A 16,143-nucleotide genomic window follows, 5' to 3' on the forward strand; every position below is an offset into this window, starting at 1 on the left:
TTAGCGCGAGTATAATTTAAGATCGTCTGTAATTATTTAAAGCCTCATGGAACGTGTAACTCAAGTGCCTAATTACTCCTCAATTTGTATTTTAAGACTCTCTGCCATTGGTGATGTGTGTCATGCTGTTAGTGCTGTGCAAGCGATTCAAAAAGCACACCCTAATGCAAAAATAACCTGGGTAATGGGCAAAATAGAAGCCATGTTACTTGCCGATTTGCCAGAAGTTGAGCTGGTTGTTTTTGATAAAAAACAAGGTAAAGAGGCACTTAAAAAGTTAAAAGACACCTTTAAAGGGCAACAATTTGACGTACTACTTAATATGCAAGTCGCATTAAGAGCAGGCTTTGTTGCGCGCTGTATTCCGGCAAAAGTAAAAATAGGTTTTGATTGGGCTCGTTCAAAAGAGTTACACAGCCTGTTTATTAACAAGCGCATAGCCGCACAAAAAGAAGCGCATGTGCTAGAGGGATTTAAAGGCTTTGCAGGTGCCATCGGAGTAAAAGATTATTCACCTACTTGGGATATGCCTTATACCTTAGCTGATAAAAACAAAGCAGATGAGTTGTTAGGGCCTGCGTATTTGGCAAATAAGTTATTTGTAATATCGCCAGCGGCCAGTAAAGCACAGCGAAACTGGCTACCTGAGCGTTATGCAGCGCTTGCTGATCACGCTCATGAGCAAGGCTTTAACGTGGTATTGACGGGCGGGCCAACAGAGCTTGAAATTAATTTAGCTAATCAAATTATAAAACATAGCCACTGCACTATTTTAAACTTAGTAGGTAAAACAAAACTAAAAGAGCTGTTATGTGTGCTTAAGCGGGCTAATTTAGTACTTGCCCCCGATACAGGGCCTGCACATATGGCGGTTACAGTAGGCACACCGGTTATTGGTTTATATGCGCATTCTAACCCAGCACGTACTGGTCCATATTTATATCAAGACTACGTCGTTGAGGTATATCATCAAAACCTTCTAAAACAAACAGGTAAAACGGCACAGCAATTGCCTTGGGGAACACGTGTTAAGGGCGATGATTTAATGAGCCAAATAACAGTAGAGAGCGTTAAAACGATGTTTGACCATGTTGTGCAAAAAGAGTCTATATAATGAGCTTAAATGAAAAAAATAAAGCACTATTTTTAGACCGAGATGGCGTGGTAAATGTTGATCATGGTTATGTTTATCAACGCGAAAAATTTGAATTTATAGAGGGTGTGTTTAGCGCCTGTAAAACATTTTATGATGCAGGCTATAAAATTATCATAGTGACTAATCAATCAGGGATAGGTCGAGGCTATTACACTGAAGATGATTTTTTAGCGTTAACTCAGTGGATGAAAGCACAATTTAGTGCGCATAATATTGAGATTACTGATGTTTACTATTGCCCGCATCACCCCAAAAATGCATTACCAACCTATTTAAAGTCGTGTGAGTGCAGAAAACCTGAGCCGGGCATGTTATTGCAAGGTATAAAAGAGCATAGCATAGACTCTAATCGAAGTATTATGGTTGGCGATAAATTAAGTGATATGCAAGCCGCACAAAAAGCACATATTGCTACACGCGTGTTAGTGCGTTCGGGTCAACGGGTTGATGAAAGCGCACAGCAGCATGCTAATTTAGTAATAAACTCATTGAGTGAGTTACCAGCATTTATAACAGGTTAGATTTAATCTTCAATATACTTAAAGTGGCAGGAATTCCTGCCATTTAGCAGGTTTGCGATAAGCTGCAAACCGTGCATTTTACTTGTGAAACTTTTACAATACATACCACCATAAACAGTAGCTTTAATGTTGTTGTTTACCCGTTCATTTAATTGGAGAATACAGATGAGAGCATCTGCTTTTTTTAGCCAACTACAAGAGCAAATTGAAGACGTTAAAGCGCAAGGGTTGTACAAAAGTGAGCGTATAATTACCTCGCAGCAACAAGCGCAAATAGAAGTTGCGTCAGGCGATAAAGTAATTAATTTTTGTGCTAACAATTACTTAGGTTTAGCTAATAGCCCTGAATTGATTAAAGCAGCACAAGATGGTTTAGACGCTCATGGCTTTGGCGTTGCATCGGTACGTTTTATTTGTGGTACACAAGACATTCATAAGACCTTAGAGCAAAAAATTAGTGCGTTTTTAGAAACTGAAGACACCATTTTATACTCGTCTTGTTTCGATGCTAATGCGGGGTTATTTGAAACCATTTTAGGTGCGGAAGACGCGATTATTTCTGACTCTTTAAATCACGCATCAATTATTGACGGGGTTCGTTTATGTAAAGCTAAGCGTTTTCGTTATGCAAATAACGACATGGCGGATCTCGAAAAACAACTTATTGCTGCAGACGAAGCGGGCGCTAAAACAAAATTAATCGCCACCGATGGTGTGTTTTCAATGGATGGCGTAATTTGTAACCTTGAAGCAGTGTGTGACCTTGCTGATAAGTACGATGCTCTTGTGATGGTTGATGATTCACATGCCGTAGGCTTTGTTGGTGAAAATGGTAAAGGTACGCCTGAGTACTGTAATGTGCTTGACCGTGTAGATATTATTACCGGCACACTTGGTAAGGCGCTGGGCGGTGCATCAGGTGGTTATACTTCAGGTAAAAAAGAAATTGTTGAATGGCTGCGTCAGCGCTCGCGTCCATATTTATTTTCAAATTCATTAGCACCTTCAATTGTAACAGCGTCAATTAAAGTGCTCGAAATGCTTGAAAATGGTGGTCAGTTACGCGCTAAACTTTGGTCAAATGCTAAATATTTCCGTGAGCAAATGGAAGCGGCAGGTTTTACCTGTGCGGGTAAAGATCACGCTATTATCCCTGTTATGCTTGGCGATGCTAAAGTTGCATCATTAATGGCAGACAAATTACTCGCTGAAGGCATTTATGTAACCGGCTTTTCGTTCCCTGTTGTGCCAAAAGGCCAAGCACGTATCCGTACACAAATTTCTGCTGCGCACAGTATTGAACAACTAGACACCGCGATTGCTGCCTTTACCCGTATTGGTAAAGAAATGGGCGTGATTTAATTTTTGTAAACCGAAGCACTGCTTCGGTTTTTTAGCTGAGTGTTAACGATGAAAGCATTATCAAAATTAAAAGCCGAAACCGGCATTTGGATGACCGATGTACCCAAGCCTGAAGTTGGACACAACGATCTACTGATTAAAATTCGTAAAACTGCAATCTGTGGCACCGATGTTCACATTTATAAATGGGACGAGTGGTCGCAAAAAACTATTCCCACCCCTATGGTTGTAGGCCATGAGTACGTGGGTGAAGTGGTTGATATGGGACAAGAGGTACGCGGCTTTGCAGTAGGTGACCGCGTATCGGGTGAAGGGCATATTACGTGTGGGCATTGTCGTAACTGTCGTGCTGGACGTGTTCATTTATGTCGAAATACTACGGGAGTGGGTGTTAACCGCGAAGGCGCATTTGCAGAGTACTTAGTTATTCCTGCTTTTAACGCATTCAAAATCCCTGACAATATTTCTGATGAACTTGCGTCAATTTTTGACCCATTTGGTAACGCTGTGCACACTGCTTTATCGTTTGATTTAGTGGGCGAAGATGTATTAATTACAGGCGCAGGACCTATTGGTATTATGGCGGCAGCTGTTGCAAAACACGTAGGTGCGCGCCACGTGGTTATTACTGATGTAAATGAATACCGCCTAGAGCTGGCGCGCAAAATGGGCGCCACTCGAGCAGTAAATGTTGCAAATGATAAACTTGAAGACGTTATGGCTGAACTAGGTATGACGGAAGGTTTTGATATTGGACTTGAAATGTCTGGTGTGCCAAGCGCGTTTAATTCAATGCTCAATAATATGAACCATGGTGGCAAAATTGCTATGCTTGGCATTCCACCGTCAGATATGGCTGTAGATTGGAATAAAGTTATATTTAAAGGGTTAGTGATCAAAGGCATATACGGTCGCGAAATGTTTGAAACCTGGTATAAAATGGCAAGTTTGATTCAGTCAGGCCTTAACTTAGACCCAATTATTACGCATCAATACTCAGTTGATGACTTCCAAGCTGGCTTTGATATGATGATTTCAGGTCAATCTGGTAAGGTAATTTTAAACTGGGATTAAATCCCACAAAAATTACAAGAAGGGCGGCTATAGCCGCCTTTTTATTATATTTTTAAAAGAGATTTCAATGGCATTTAAACATATATCTATTGCACAAACACATGAGCTGTTAGGTAAAGAAGACGTAGTAATTGCAGATATACGCGATCCTAATTCTTACCAAGCAGGACATATCCCAGGTTCAGAGGCGCTCTCAAATGCGAACATCGCTCAATTTATGATGGAAAAAGAGTTCGATCAGCCCATTATTATTGTTTGCTATCATGGTATAAGCTCACAAGGCGCGGCAAGCTATTTGGTAGAGCAAGGTTTTGAAGATGTATACAGCATGGATGGTGGCTTTACGGCTTGGGAAGCAGCATATAGCGAGAAAGTAGAGCGATGATTGAATTAGGTAGCTTAAACAACCCACGCGCTGCGCAAGGGTTTATAGACTACTTAAAAAGCCAAGGCTTAGAAGGGCAGTTACGTTCAGCGGATGGCAGCAATGTAGTTGTAAGTGTTAAGCCTGAGCATTTTCATCAAGTGCAACCTTTGTGGGCTGAATTTGTACAAAATCCGAATCATGAGCGATATCAGCAAGCCTCATGGGATGTAGGTAGCACGCAATCTGGCCTAACTTATCAAGGACAGTCCCTTAATTTAGTCGCGCGCTTTAAAGCTCTAAGCTGGCTAAATCAAGCCGTAAGCATTGTAAGTGTCTTTATTTACTTGGCATTTTTAATGGGAGGCTTTGAGCAAATTTATACCGCTTTACAGTTTAACCCAACCCAACCTCTTAACTGGTTAACGCCGGCACTGGTACACTTTAGCGCAATGCACATTGTATTTAACCTAATTTGGTGGATGTCGCTTGGCGATAATATTGAAAAGCAATGCGGCAAGCTGAGTTTAGTTGGATTATTTTTAGTAACAGCACTTATTAGCAACTGGGCACAGTTTTTAATTGTGGGCCCTAATTTTGGCGGCTTAAGTGGTGTTGTGTATGGTTTGTTGGGTTTTTGTTGGATCCACAGCTATTTAAATCCTAAACAACCTGCGTTAGTGAGTACACCCATTATTGGGTTTATGTTAGTTTGGCTGGTACTTGGTTTTGCCGATGTATTATTTGTTGGTATGGCTAATTGGGCACATTTAGGTGGGCTTTTAAGCGGCATGGCTTATGCCTTAACCGCTAATTTATTTAATATTAAAAAAGTATAGCTTAGTGGTACAGGTACTTAGTAAATAACACTTCACGAATAATTTCTTGGCCTGTTTCTTCTTTAAGCAGGCTTTTTAATTTATCGGCGCACTTAGCTCTAATTTCTTCACGCCCAGTGAGTGATTTTATTTTTTCTTCGGGCTCTTTAGAGAGTATTTCTACTAAGGCGTCACGTAAAAGTGGGGTGTGATGCTCTACAATAGCAATATCTTCATTGTTACTAAGCATTAAGTCTATAGTTACACGCACATAACCCATTTTTTTGCTAGAGGCGCCTATGTAATTAGTGATAATGTCTGGCTCAAAGCCAAAATAACCCACTGATGATTGTGCGTTTGCCGAGTAGCTAAAACAGTTTAGGAACAGTGCTAAAAAACCTACGTATACTATTTTTTTCATCTTTAGTGTGTATCCATTTTCTTAATACAAATAGTTTATACTTAATAACATGTAATATACAGCTCCACGCAATTATTTATTGCCAGTAAAACATCACTTTTTCAAATGCTTTAGCGATGTTATCATCGCCATGGTTTTTATTTTATTGAGCTATTGTGATTACATTTCCGCTTTCTATATCTGCTAATTGGCAATGTGCCTCTTTGGTAAATAACTTATCTGCGTTAGAGCAAGAGTGGCTATTTGAGCCGCATTCATTAACCGCTAAATTAAAAAGTAATGCGCAAAGTTTTAGTGTAAAAGTACTCAATGAGCAAACCTTTACCTTAAGCGATGCACAGCAACAATTACTTGGTTCAAGTACAGATAAAGCACTAAATCGTGAAGTACTTTTAATGTGTGACAATTCACCCATGGTGTATGCCCAAAGCTGGCTGCCGATAACACAAACACAAGCAGCGCTGCGTAACATGGGAGATCGTCCTTTAGGAGATGTTATCTTTCAACATCCAGAGCTTACTCGGGGTGACATTGAAGTGGGGCATTTTGATGAAGGGCATGTATTGCAATCATTTGTTAAAGAGCTGGACTTAACATCTCACTCATTATTAGGTCGCCGGAGTGTATTCTCTATTAACGACTATCGCTTTTTAGTATGTGAAGTATTTTTACCTGGAGCCTATTTGTACTTATGAAATTAGCCCCTTTACAACTACAGCATAGCCCTTTTTATATTCAGCTTATGCGTGTTGATAAACCTATTGGTACGTTATTATTACTGTGGCCGACTTATTGGGCTTTATGGCTTGCAAACAGTGGCTTGCCAAGCCTAGTCAACTTCATTGTATTTACTTTAGGTGTGGTTGTAATGCGCAGTGCTGGCTGCGTGATTAATGATTTTGCAGATAGAAAGATAGACGGCTCAGTTAAGCGTACCGCAGGGCGGCCTTTGGCTACCGGGCAAGTTAGTGCAGGTGAGGCACTAAGTTTATTTATATTACTGATAGCCATTGCTTTTATATTGGTATTATTTCTTAGCATTAACACTATTTTATTGTCTGTAGGGGCGTTGGCTCTGGCATTTTGCTACCCGTTTATGAAACGTTATACGCACCTTCCGCAGGTGGTACTTGGCGCGGCTTTTGGTTGGGCTATACCAATGGCGTATATGGCATCAATTGACTCTTTACCCATACAAGCTTGGTTGTTATTTGTAGCTAATATATGCTGGACCGTAGCTTACGATACTATGTACGCCATGGTTGATAGAGGCGATGATTTAAAAATAGGGGTTAAATCTACCGCTATTTTATTTGGTAAATACGACCGTCATATCGTCTTTTTATTAAACGCTAATTTTATTGCTCTTGTAGCGCTTATAGGTTTAATTAATCAACTGGGTACGGCGTTTGTTGCAGGGGTAAGTGTTGCATTAGGGTTGCTTATTTATCAGCAAGTACTAATTCACAAGCGAGAACGTGATGCCTGCTTTAAAGCGTTTTTAAACAATCACTACGTTGGTTTAGCTATTTTTATAGGCTTATTATTTTCGTACCCAATCACACCTTAAATGGTGTAATTGGGCTTGAGTGTGTCCTGATTTATCTCGGTGGGTCAATAACTCCACTGATCGAAGTGTTTTTTCTAAACCAGCCTGCAATAGAAAAGCGCTCATCAATGGCGGGTAATACCTCATGTGCAAATCGCTCGCTTTCAAACATGACAAGTGTCCCTGCGACAGGCTTTATAACGACTTCTATTTGCTTACTTTTAGGCTTATAAATAACGAGTTCGCCACCTCGCTTGGGGCTGTTTAAATAAAGCACTGTTGTAAATACTCGGTTTGAACGCCCTTTAAATGCATCTAAATGCTTTTTATAAAAGTCCCCCTGAGTGTATTTAGCGTAGTGGCATTCGTAGTCAAATAGTCCGGTAAAAAACTGGCGATTAAGCGTTGTTTTTATGCTCTCCATTATTGCTTGATAAGTGAGTTGTGCTTGTGAGCTGCCATCAAGCCAAAAGGTTTTGTCTTTACGTATGGTTTGATCTATCTGTAAGTCATTTAAGCGACCAATTTTGGCTGCGCTAAAATACAGAGCTGTTCGGTGGCAATCGGTAATTAAGTCGTTTATTAGCTCGTTGTTAAGTGCATCAGGAGTAATAGTGTAACCATATGTTTCTAGGTCGTTTAAATAAACATTAGAACTTAAAATTGTGCTCATTTATGTCTGAAGATAAAAAAGGGTGCGAGAGTATAGCTTAAATTAAATCAATAGCTAGTAATACTACTCCACATTTTTAGTTAATTATGCAGTGTAAGTCGATATTGGGTTTAAAACCCTTATCAAGAACAATTTAATAAAATTTTTGGCCTAGCAATCAACACCTTTTTTAAGCCTTAAAATAGATCACTCCATTAAATAAAGTTATATAGTTTATAGCTTGAATAACAAACTGCTATTTTAGAAAGCGGCATTAAGTGTAATCGTAAATAGGCCACTACACTTTGCATATTGGCTTTGTGTTTAGTGAGTAAAATCAAGCAAGGAAGTGGTTAAAAACTGTAATACAAACCAAAGGGAGTATCAAATTGCCCTCAAAATGCTTGAGGGCATGGGGGGATTTGCTTGTATGAATTAGATTGCAGTTGATGCTTTTTTGATAAGCGATAATAAATGGTCAATGTGTTCGCTAACTGTTATTTGTTGGCTTGTTTGAACAACAAGTTGTTCATGACTTAAATCTTTATTTGTTTTTAACTGTACAAGCTCTGTGTGCTCTGCAAGTGTGCTCGCGTGTTCAATACTTGCAATAGCAAAATGATCTGACTTAATCAGCCCTGCCATTACTTGTTCAATGCTGCCCACCTTAATGCTGGCCGATTTATTGAGCATATCGATGGCTTCGTTAAGCATGCTCTGTACTTGTTTAGACTGAGAAAAACAACCATACATAGGGTAGCTATCTAAATCGTGTTTGCTGATATCGCTTTTATTAGCTAGCGGATGGTGTTTAGAAACAAATAATACAAGTTGATCGGGTAGGTGGATGTCGCTACCAATACTATTAATGGCTTGTGAATAAACACTAATATCAATTTCGCCTTCTTGGAGCTTGCGTGCAAGTTCGTGTTGCTCTTGCAATTGCATTTCTATTTTTACGTGGGGGTATTGTGCTAAAAATTGCCCGCATGAGATAGGTACAACACTGCTCGCTTTATTGGTATAACCAATGACTAACTTTTCGTCTGTATTGCCGTTAACAGATTGAGAAATGCGCTTTTTTGTATGCTCTAGTTCAGCAAGGGTATTTTTGGCGTAATCAAGAAATAGCTCGCCTTCGGGTGTTAGTTTTACTGAACGTGTTGAGCGTTTAACCAGTTCGTACCCCATTTCTTCTTCGAGGGTTTGAATGCTGCGCGTAAGCGCTGATGTGCTAATTTGAGTTTGTTCGGCTGCTTGTCTGAAATGGCGTAACACACCAAGCGCTACAAATTGTTCTAACTGTTCAAATCTCACTTTATAGTCCCTTTTTATAAGTAAGTCGCGTGTGCCGCGAACATCAATAATATTAGATTCGAGCTTTCAAAAACGAAGCCTAATATGTAACCGTGTTTGCAAATTTATGACATATTTGCTTCAGCATATCCCCCTTTTAGTATTATTTAAAGAGAAGACGCATTTAAAAGTATTACCAATTAGGCTTATCTATAGTAATTTATTCTTCTATTTAAAACTTAGCTATGCAAGTAAATAAGACTAATTACCATGCCTTAGTTACCTTAAAAGTAATACTTTAGACATAATTTAGCATTAATTAATAAAAAAGTATCCCAGAAAAAAGGCTAGAGGAAAATCCTATTTAGCCGTGTGTAATGAAGTAAGGCCTAACTTTGCGTACATTTAGGGTATGTTGTTGCTTAACTTTTGTTAGTAAAGTTTTTAGTAATGCGGTTACTTAGCGGTTTGTCTTCTATACTTTGCAGCTCTATTTCTATGGCATCGCACGAAATATGAATTTCAAATAACGACGTTAATAACGAAAGGCTTAAGCACGCTAAGCTCACCCCAAATAAAATAATTCCTGTGGTATTAAACTCAATAAATAAAGCAAACATTGACAGCGTGCATAATAAAAAAGAAGCCACACCATACACTTGCATAGTGCGTATAAGCTTAATTCGCTTTCTTAAGTTGGTTATTTGCGCCACCACTACGGGGCGAATAGATTCACCTTCTCGTGAGTTTAGCTCTCGTATTAATTGTGCCAATACTAAGAAACGGTTTGTATAAGCAAGTAGCAACAGTGAAATTGCTGGAAAAAGTAAACCTGGGGTCGTAAGTGTCATTTTTTTATCCTAAAAAGTTACCTGCTATACACTGTAGTAGAGTATCGTAGGATATTGTAAACATAAAATAATTGAGGTGATAATTGCAAAATATTAATACTCATAAGACCGATAATGCGTTTCAGTGGATCACGCTCTACAGAGCTGATAATGCATTAGAGGCGAATATTATAAAAGGCTTGTTATTAAGCGCGGGGATTGAGTCTCAAATTCAAGGTGAGATGCTCCAAGGGGCGCTCGGTGAAATCCCTTTTGAACAAACACAGGTGAGTGTAAAGGTTTATTCGATAAAAGAGCGCCACGCGCGTGAAATATTGGTAAACTATCAGCAAGAAAAGCAATCCGCTCCAGATTGGGTATGCCCTAACTGCAATGAGCATAATGGATCAACGTTTGATTTTTGTTGGTCATGTGAGACGTTAAGAAATGACAAAAGCGAATAACTTTCAACGAATTAGAGAGCTAAATTACCTACAAAAAGCAGTGTTAGCAAGTGCTTTAATTGAGCGTATGTTGCCAAATTATGGCTTATTTAGTGAGGCAACCGGTTTTGGTGATGAGGTCTTACTACGTAATGCGTTAAATGTTTGCTGGGAAAAAATACTACTTCCAAAAAGTAAAATTGATCTTGAAAAGCAAGTCGAGAAAATTGAACCTAATGTGCCTGAGCTCAATGAGTTTGACATGTTTGGTACTTATCCAGCGATAGATGCAGCAACGTCGCTGCTAAGCCTAATGCACGGTTTAATGGGCCAAGACGAGCAAGAGTTTATTAGTATTAGTAAAATATCACAAGCTACCGTAGCACGGTTTATCGAATACCAATTAACAGTTGAGGGTGAAGTGGCTGATAATAAATCTGTACGGGAGCACCCACTGATGCAGTACGAGATTGAAGTGCTGGGTGAGCTGATTGATTTTGTTGAAAACATGGGCCGTGTGACGTCGCAGAATGTGAAGGCGCTAAAAAAACAGGCTGTTGCCGATGGGCAAACCAACATTGGCTTGGCGTTATAATACATTAAGTAAAGTTTAAAAAGGCAGGAGGAGTAGTGTGCGAATTTTAGGCATTGAATCATCGTGTGATGAAACCGGTATTGCAATTTACGATGACGAAAAAGGCTTATTGGCTCATCAGTTATACAGCCAGGTAAAGGTACATGCGGATTATGGTGGTGTAGTACCAGAGCTTGCATCGCGCGATCACGTGCGTAAAACACTGCCGCTTATTGATGCTGCGTTTGCGCAAGCTGGGTGTGGCCCTGAAGATTTAGATGGTATTGCTTATACAGCCGGACCAGGTTTAGTTGGCGCTTTATTAGTAGGCACCTCTATTGGCCGCTCTTTAGCGTATGGTTGGGATATTCCTGCTGTTGCTGTTCATCATATGGAAGGGCATTTACTTGCGCCTATGCTGGAAGAAAATGTGCCTGAATTTCCGTTTATTGCTTTGCTTGTATCAGGTGGCCATACCATGATGGTAAAAGTAGCCGGTATAGGCCAGTACGAAGTATTAGGTGAGTCTGTAGATGACGCTGCCGGCGAAGCCTTTGATAAAACTGCTAAATTGCTAGGGCTTGATTACCCAGGTGGGCCACGTTTAGCTAAAATGGCTGAACAAGGCGTTGCAAAACGGTTTGTTTTTCCACGCCCGATGACGGATAAGCCAGGCCTTGACTTTAGCTTCAGTGGCTTGAAAACAGCAGCCTCTATCGCGATCCGCGAAAATGATGACGACGAACAAACAAAGGCTGATATTGCTCACGCGTTTCAAACCGCGGTGATTGATACCTTGGTAATAAAATGTAAGCGCGCTCTTAAACAAACTGGTATTAAGCGTTTGGTAATTGCGGGGGGAGTAAGTGCTAATACACAACTGCGTTTACAACTCGAACGTGTAATGCAAGGTATGAAAGGACGCGTTTACTACCCGCGTACTGAGTTTTGTACTGATAATGGCGCAATGATTGCCTACGCTGGTATGCAACGCTTAAAAGCAGGGCAATTTGCCACACTCGACATGAAAACAAAACCACGTTGGCCAATAGATAGCCTAGACGCGATTTAGTATCAATTATTATTGTTTTTGCCATTAGTGGGTGCTTTTTTAGCGCCCACTTTTGGTTCTTCACCTTTAAAAAGACGAACAATGTTGCTGCGATGACGAAATATTATCAGTATGGTTATAAAGGTTACTGGTAAGGTGTAAAGTGGTTTTATCCACCAGGTATACAGTGGAGCCAGCGACACAGCAACTAAAGCCCCTAATGACGAAAATCGGGTCATAGCAACCACAATAATCCAAGAGCTTATTAATAGCCCCGCCAACGATAAACCAATCGGTAGTAAAGAGCCAAATGCAGTCGCGACCGCTTTTCCGCCTTTAAAACTAAAAAATACAGGGTACATGTGCCCTAAGCATGCAGCTACTGCGACTAAGCCTAGCTCAAAGGGTTCAAGTTTTAAAAAATATGCGCCCCATACGGGTATCGTGCCTTTTAAAATATCAAACACCAATACCAGGCATGCAGGGAAAGGCCCACCTAAACGGTACACGTTGGTGGCCCCTGGGTTATTAGAACCACTGCTGCGAGGGTCGGGTAGTTTGAAAAGCCGAGATACTAATATGGCCGATGAAATCGAACCCAGTAAGTAGGCTAAAACAAACATCAAAATGGCTAACACAACATCCCTTATTTTTTAATTGCTATACCCATCGACAGCACTTTTGAGCTATTATTGGCGGCACAATTTTTCGTAAAAATAATTAACTGCTTTATTTTGCGGTTAATCAAGCTATTTGCCTATTGTAGAAGTAATTTTTGCATATTTAAACACGGTCAAAGCTTATACAGCATTAATTTAATTAATGCATTGTATGTTTATAGTCATTTGGAGTATCAATGGATAAGGTTTTTATATCTCAACTGCGTGTCGACGCCATTATTGGCGTATACGACTTTGAAAAAGAAAGTAAACAAAGCCTTTATTTTGATATTGAAATGCTCAGCGATATAAAACCAGCAGCAGCAAGTGACGATATAAATTTAGCCCTTGATTATGCAAAAGTAAGTGAGCGAGTGATTGAACATACGGTGGCAAAACCGGTTGAATTACTTGAAACGCTAGTTGAGCAACTAGCAAGTATTATACTTAGCGAGTTTAATACCCCACAAGTAACTATTAGAGTAAGTAAGCCTGCCGCTGTAGCGCAAGCTAACACGGTAGGAGTAGAAATAACACGTACGAAGGCTGTGAGCTAAATGCCGCAAATTTATATCAGTTTAGGCTCCAATATAAATAAAGCGCATTATATTCGCTGTGCCCTTGTTGCGCTTGAACAGCACTTTACAGATATTGTTCACTCATCTGTATTTGAAAGTGAAGCTGTGGGCTTCAAAGGTAGTAACTTCTATAACTCTGTGGTGGCAGCTACAACATCAATGTCGCTTGAAGAGGTATGTAAGTTACTAAAGAAAATAGAACGTGATAACGGGCGTAAAACCGACGATAAAAAGTTTAGCCCCCGAACACTTGATTTAGACTTACTCTTTTACGATGACGTTATTTGTGACAAGCCTGCACAATTACCTCGCGACGAAATTACGAAAAACGCTTTTGTACTTCAGCCCCTTTGCGAAGTTGCCCCCCATTTTTATCATCCCGTGGCCAAGCAAACAATTGCTACGCTTTGGAGTGAATATAACAACCCTCAACAAAAACTATGGAAGGTGGAGTTTTCTAACCCATGAGTATTTTAGAAATAATTATTTTAGCCTTAATACAAGGATTCACAGAGTTTTTACCTATTTCGAGCTCCGCTCATTTGATTTTACCTTCGCAAATTTTAGGGTGGGAAGACCAGGGATTAGCTTTTGATGTCGCTGTACATGTTGGTACATTAATAGCCGTTGTAATTTATTTTCGTAAAGAAGTAACTGATATTCTTGGTGCATGGTTTAAGTCGTTTGGTGAGCAGGGTACAACTGACGATAGTAAACTTGGCTGGTGGATTATACTGGGCACGGTGCCAGCAGCAGTACTCGGTTTAGTGTTAAAAGATATGGTAGAGCTATACTTGCGCAGTGCTTGGGTTATAGCAGCCACCACAATTATTTTTGGTTTATTGCTTTGGTACGCCGACGCTAAAGGTAAGCAGATGAAGACAATTTATCAGCTTAATTGGAAAACAGCGCTGCTTATAGGCTTTGCTCAAGCAGTGGCAATGATCCCAGGAACGTCTCGATCAGGCATTACGATGACTGCGGGCTTACTGCTAGGTATGAATAAACAAAGCGCTGCACGGTTTTCGTTTTTGCTCGCAATACCTATTATTTCTATGATGGGCCTTTACTACACAATAGAGCTCGCTTTAGGCGATCATGTAGTTGATTGGAGCACATTAATTTTAGGTGTAGTTCTTTCGTTTTTATCAGCATATGCTTGTATATTCATGTTTTTAAAAGTGATTGAACGAATGGGCATGCTTCCGTTTGTAATTTATAGGCTATTACTAGGTGTTGGCTTAATTGTATTTTTAACGCTTTAATATAGCTTATTACAAAAAGGCCCTCTTACTTAGGTAAGAGGGCCTTTTTGTTTTATTGCGGTATTTTAGCACCAGTGAATTGATGACACACGCATAGTCATTAAGCCTAAAATTTGGCATTATAGCGCCACTAAACTTCACAGATGTGCGAAGTACCAAAGGATTTAAAAAGTTATGCATATTCATATATTAGGCATTTGCGGCACCTTTATGGGCGGTATTGCGGCCATTGCTAAATCGCTTGGCCATAAGGTAACGGGCTCAGATCAAAATGTTTATCCACCGATGAGTACTCAACTTGAACAGTTAGGTATTGAGCTAACCCAAGGTTATGATGTAAAACAGTTAGACCCTGCGCCTGATATAGTCGTGATTGGCAATGCAATGAGCCGCGGTAACCCTTGCGTAGAGTATGTATTGGATAAAGGGTTACCTTACACATCGGGTCCTGAGTGGCTCAAACATAACTTATTGCAAAATGCTTGGGTACTTGCGGTGGCAGGCACACACGGCAAAACCACCACAGCCAGTATGTTGGCGTGGATATTAGAGTATGCAGGTTTAAAGCCAGGTTTTTTAATTGGTGGCATAGTCCAAAACTTTGGCGTGTCAGCCAAAGTAGGCGAAACCCCATTTTTTGTAATAGAAGCAGATGAATACGACACTGCTTTTTTTGATAAGCGTAGTAAATTCGTACATTACTTACCCCGCACACTTATTTTGAATAATCTTGAATTTGACCATGCTGATATTTTCGATGATTTAGAAGCAATAAAAAAACAATTTCATCACTTAATACGTACATTACCAGGTAGCGGCAAGGTGATTTGGCCTAAAGACGATGAAGCTTTGAATGATGTAATGAAACAAGGACTATGGAGCGAAAGCGAAACCCTAAAGGGTGATTGGCATTATGACTTATTAAGCGCAGATGGTAGCCAATTTAACGTGCTTTTAAATAATGAGCACCAAGGTACGGTCAAATGGCAGGCAATAGGCGAGCACAATGTTAAAAACGCGATTATGGCTATTGCAGCTGCGCGCCACGTAGGTATTGCAGTTGATCATTGTATTGCAGCGCTTGAAGAGTTTATTAGCCCTAAACGGCGCATGGAACTCAAAGCCGATATAAATAATATACGTGTTTATGATGACTTTGCTCATCATCCTACGGCTATTAAAACGACCCTTGCAGGGCTGCGCGCAAAAGTAGGCAATGAAAAAATTATTGCTATTTTAGAGCCGCGCTCAAACACCATGAAGATGGGAGTGCACCAACACACGCTACTTGATTCATTAAGTGATGCCGATGATGTGCTGTTATTTGAGCCAGATAACCTAAATTGGTCTCTAAAAGAGCAAGCCGATAATGCCGGTATGCAGTGTTTTAATAGTACGCAAATGATAATTGACACTGTGCTTGAAAATATAATGCCAAATCAGCACATATTAATTATGAGCAATGGCGGCTTTAATGGCTTACATCAACACTTAGTTGATGGTTTAGCTAAAAAATATAGCGGAGATTAA

20 protein-coding genes are annotated in these 16,143 nt (G+C 40.0%); 15 read left to right on the top strand and 5 right to left on the bottom strand.

The features are described 5' to 3' along the window. Window positions 1-46: 46 nt before the first annotated feature. From AABI99_RS05885 to glpG, 6 genes are all read left to right on the top strand, one after another. Entirely contained in the window at window positions 47-1,114 is a 1,068-nt protein-coding gene (locus tag AABI99_RS05885; RefSeq protein WP_338364378.1) for a glycosyltransferase family 9 protein, read from the top strand. Then, window positions 1,114-1,677 (top strand): D-glycero-beta-D-manno-heptose 1,7-bisphosphate 7-phosphatase, encoded by a 564-nt coding sequence (gene gmhB, locus AABI99_RS05890; protein WP_338364380.1) that lies wholly within the window; start codon window positions 1,114-1,116, stop codon window positions 1,675-1,677. The genes AABI99_RS05885 and gmhB overlap by 1 nt, the downstream gene beginning before the upstream one ends. 165 nt (window positions 1,678-1,842) lie before the next feature. Further along, window positions 1,843-3,039, top strand: coding sequence for a glycine C-acetyltransferase (locus tag AABI99_RS05895; protein ID WP_338364382.1), 1,197 nt, complete (start codon window positions 1,843-1,845; stop codon window positions 3,037-3,039). A 48-nt stretch (window positions 3,040-3,087) separates the two neighbouring features. Then, window positions 3,088-4,113, top strand: coding sequence for an L-threonine 3-dehydrogenase (tdh, locus tag AABI99_RS05900; protein WP_338364384.1), 1,026 nt, complete (start codon window positions 3,088-3,090; stop codon window positions 4,111-4,113). Between the two features lie 67 nt (window positions 4,114-4,180). Continuing rightward, window positions 4,181-4,498, top strand: coding sequence for a thiosulfate sulfurtransferase GlpE (glpE, locus tag AABI99_RS05905; protein ID WP_338364386.1), 318 nt, complete (start codon window positions 4,181-4,183; stop codon window positions 4,496-4,498). Then, the gene (gene glpG, locus AABI99_RS05910) at window positions 4,495-5,316 is read left to right on the top strand and encodes a rhomboid family intramembrane serine protease GlpG (RefSeq protein ID WP_338364388.1); all 822 of its coding nucleotides are present in this window, start codon (window positions 4,495-4,497) and stop codon (window positions 5,314-5,316) included. Before glpE ends, glpG begins: the two co-directional genes overlap by 4 nt. Before the next feature lies 1 nt (window position 5,317). Here glpG and AABI99_RS05915 read toward each other — a convergent pair whose 3' ends face one another. After that, window positions 5,318-5,716: a flagellar basal body-associated protein FliL gene (locus tag AABI99_RS05915; RefSeq protein WP_338364390.1), complete on the bottom strand. Its 399-nt coding sequence runs from the start codon at window positions 5,714-5,716 to the stop codon at window positions 5,318-5,320. 155 nt (window positions 5,717-5,871) lie between these two features. Between AABI99_RS05915 and AABI99_RS05920 the strand changes: the two genes are divergently transcribed. Both AABI99_RS05920 and ubiA read left to right on the top strand, forming a co-directional pair. Continuing rightward, the gene (locus AABI99_RS05920; protein WP_338364391.1) at window positions 5,872-6,411 is read left to right on the top strand and encodes a chorismate lyase; all 540 of its coding nucleotides are present in this window, start codon (window positions 5,872-5,874) and stop codon (window positions 6,409-6,411) included. Next, window positions 6,408-7,286: a 4-hydroxybenzoate octaprenyltransferase gene (gene ubiA / locus AABI99_RS05925; RefSeq protein WP_338364393.1), complete on the top strand. Its 879-nt coding sequence runs from the start codon at window positions 6,408-6,410 to the stop codon at window positions 7,284-7,286. The genes AABI99_RS05920 and ubiA overlap by 4 nt, the downstream gene beginning before the upstream one ends. Window positions 7,287-7,317: 31 nt before the next feature. On the opposite strand, the gene AABI99_RS05930 is transcribed toward ubiA, so the two are convergent. From AABI99_RS05930 to AABI99_RS05940, 3 genes are all read right to left on the bottom strand, one after another. After that, window positions 7,318-7,938, bottom strand: a complete 621-nt coding sequence (locus AABI99_RS05930; RefSeq protein ID WP_338364395.1) for a 2OG-Fe(II) oxygenase — start codon at window positions 7,936-7,938, stop codon at window positions 7,318-7,320. Between the two features lie 414 nt (window positions 7,939-8,352). Then, window positions 8,353-9,234, bottom strand: coding sequence for a LysR family transcriptional regulator (locus tag AABI99_RS05935; RefSeq protein ID WP_338364397.1), 882 nt, complete (start codon window positions 9,232-9,234; stop codon window positions 8,353-8,355). A 401-nt stretch (window positions 9,235-9,635) separates the two neighbouring features. Continuing rightward, window positions 9,636-10,064 carry a DUF2721 domain-containing protein gene (locus tag AABI99_RS05940; protein WP_338364398.1) on the bottom strand — a complete coding sequence of 143 codons (429 nt, stop codon included), beginning with the start codon at window positions 10,062-10,064 and terminating at the stop codon, window positions 9,636-9,638. Between the two features lie 83 nt (window positions 10,065-10,147). Here AABI99_RS05940 and AABI99_RS05945 point away from each other — a divergent pair, with 83 nt between their 5' ends. Genes AABI99_RS05945 through tsaD form a run of 3 tightly spaced genes read left to right on the top strand, consistent with a single transcriptional unit; the run spans window position 10,148 to window position 12,132 of the window. Next, window positions 10,148-10,507 (top strand): DUF2007 domain-containing protein, encoded by a 360-nt coding sequence (locus tag AABI99_RS05945; protein ID WP_338364399.1) that lies wholly within the window; start codon window positions 10,148-10,150, stop codon window positions 10,505-10,507. Further along, window positions 10,491-11,081: a YjaG family protein gene (locus AABI99_RS05950; RefSeq protein ID WP_338364401.1), complete on the top strand. Its 591-nt coding sequence runs from the start codon at window positions 10,491-10,493 to the stop codon at window positions 11,079-11,081. The genes AABI99_RS05945 and AABI99_RS05950 overlap by 17 nt, the downstream gene beginning before the upstream one ends. Window positions 11,082-11,118: 37 nt before the next feature. Beyond that, window positions 11,119-12,132, top strand: a complete 1,014-nt coding sequence (tsaD, locus tag AABI99_RS05955) for a tRNA (adenosine(37)-N6)-threonylcarbamoyltransferase complex transferase subunit TsaD (RefSeq protein WP_338364403.1) — start codon at window positions 11,119-11,121, stop codon at window positions 12,130-12,132. 2 nt (window positions 12,133-12,134) lie between these two features. On the opposite strand, the gene plsY is transcribed toward tsaD, so the two are convergent. Next, window positions 12,135-12,749, bottom strand: coding sequence for a glycerol-3-phosphate 1-O-acyltransferase PlsY (plsY, locus tag AABI99_RS05960; protein WP_338364406.1), 615 nt, complete (start codon window positions 12,747-12,749; stop codon window positions 12,135-12,137). A gap of 218 nt (window positions 12,750-12,967) precedes the next feature. Here plsY and folB point away from each other — a divergent pair, with 218 nt between their 5' ends. The 4 genes from folB (at window position 12,968) to mpl (ending at window position 16,143) form a co-directional block, all read left to right on the top strand. Beyond that, complete coding sequence (folB, locus tag AABI99_RS05965) at window positions 12,968-13,327, top strand: dihydroneopterin aldolase (protein WP_338364407.1); 360 nt, start codon at window positions 12,968-12,970, stop codon at window positions 13,325-13,327. Beyond that, window positions 13,328-13,816 (top strand): 2-amino-4-hydroxy-6-hydroxymethyldihydropteridine diphosphokinase, encoded by a 489-nt coding sequence (gene folK / locus AABI99_RS05970; RefSeq protein ID WP_338364410.1) that lies wholly within the window; start codon window positions 13,328-13,330, stop codon window positions 13,814-13,816. Beyond that, window positions 13,813-14,613 (top strand): undecaprenyl-diphosphate phosphatase, encoded by an 801-nt coding sequence (locus tag AABI99_RS05975; RefSeq protein WP_338364412.1) that lies wholly within the window; start codon window positions 13,813-13,815, stop codon window positions 14,611-14,613. The genes folK and AABI99_RS05975 overlap by 4 nt, the downstream gene beginning before the upstream one ends. A gap of 174 nt (window positions 14,614-14,787) precedes the next feature. Continuing rightward, entirely contained in the window at window positions 14,788-16,143 is a 1,356-nt protein-coding gene (gene mpl, locus AABI99_RS05980) for a UDP-N-acetylmuramate:L-alanyl-gamma-D-glutamyl-meso-diaminopimelate ligase (RefSeq protein ID WP_338364414.1), read from the top strand.

Source organism: uncultured Pseudoalteromonas sp. (assembly GCF_963922945.1).
Taxonomy (GTDB): Bacteria; Pseudomonadota; Gammaproteobacteria; order Enterobacterales; family Alteromonadaceae; genus Pseudoalteromonas.

Bases quoted from the DNA above. Each gene is read 5' to 3' on its own strand.
- AABI99_RS05885 (WP_338364378.1), top strand. From the start codon at position 47: ATGGAACGTGTAACTCAAGTGCCTAATTACTCCTCAATTTGTATTTTA.
- gmhB (WP_338364380.1), top strand. From the start codon at position 1,114: ATGAGCTTAAATGAAAAAAATAAAGCACTATTTTTAGACCGAGATGGC.
- AABI99_RS05895 (WP_338364382.1), top strand. From the start codon at position 1,843: ATGAGAGCATCTGCTTTTTTTAGCCAACTACAAGAGCAAATTGAAGAC.
- tdh (WP_338364384.1), top strand. From the start codon at position 3,088: ATGAAAGCATTATCAAAATTAAAAGCCGAAACCGGCATTTGGATGACC.
- glpE (WP_338364386.1), top strand. From the start codon at position 4,181: ATGGCATTTAAACATATATCTATTGCACAAACACATGAGCTGTTAGGT.
- glpG (WP_338364388.1), top strand. From the start codon at position 4,495: ATGATTGAATTAGGTAGCTTAAACAACCCACGCGCTGCGCAAGGGTTT.
- AABI99_RS05915 (WP_338364390.1), bottom strand. From the start codon at position 5,716: ATGAAAAAAATAGTATACGTAGGTTTTTTAGCACTGTTCCTAAACTGT.
- ubiA (WP_338364393.1), top strand. From the start codon at position 6,408: ATGAAATTAGCCCCTTTACAACTACAGCATAGCCCTTTTTATATTCAG.
- AABI99_RS05930 (WP_338364395.1), bottom strand. From the start codon at position 7,938: ATGAGCACAATTTTAAGTTCTAATGTTTATTTAAACGACCTAGAAACA.
- AABI99_RS05940 (WP_338364398.1), bottom strand. From the start codon at position 10,064: ATGACACTTACGACCCCAGGTTTACTTTTTCCAGCAATTTCACTGTTG.
- AABI99_RS05950 (WP_338364401.1), top strand. From the start codon at position 10,491: ATGACAAAAGCGAATAACTTTCAACGAATTAGAGAGCTAAATTACCTA.
- folB (WP_338364407.1), top strand. From the start codon at position 12,968: ATGGATAAGGTTTTTATATCTCAACTGCGTGTCGACGCCATTATTGGC.
- folK (WP_338364410.1), top strand. From the start codon at position 13,328: ATGCCGCAAATTTATATCAGTTTAGGCTCCAATATAAATAAAGCGCAT.
- AABI99_RS05975 (WP_338364412.1), top strand. From the start codon at position 13,813: ATGAGTATTTTAGAAATAATTATTTTAGCCTTAATACAAGGATTCACA.
- mpl (WP_338364414.1), top strand. From the start codon at position 14,788: ATGCATATTCATATATTAGGCATTTGCGGCACCTTTATGGGCGGTATT.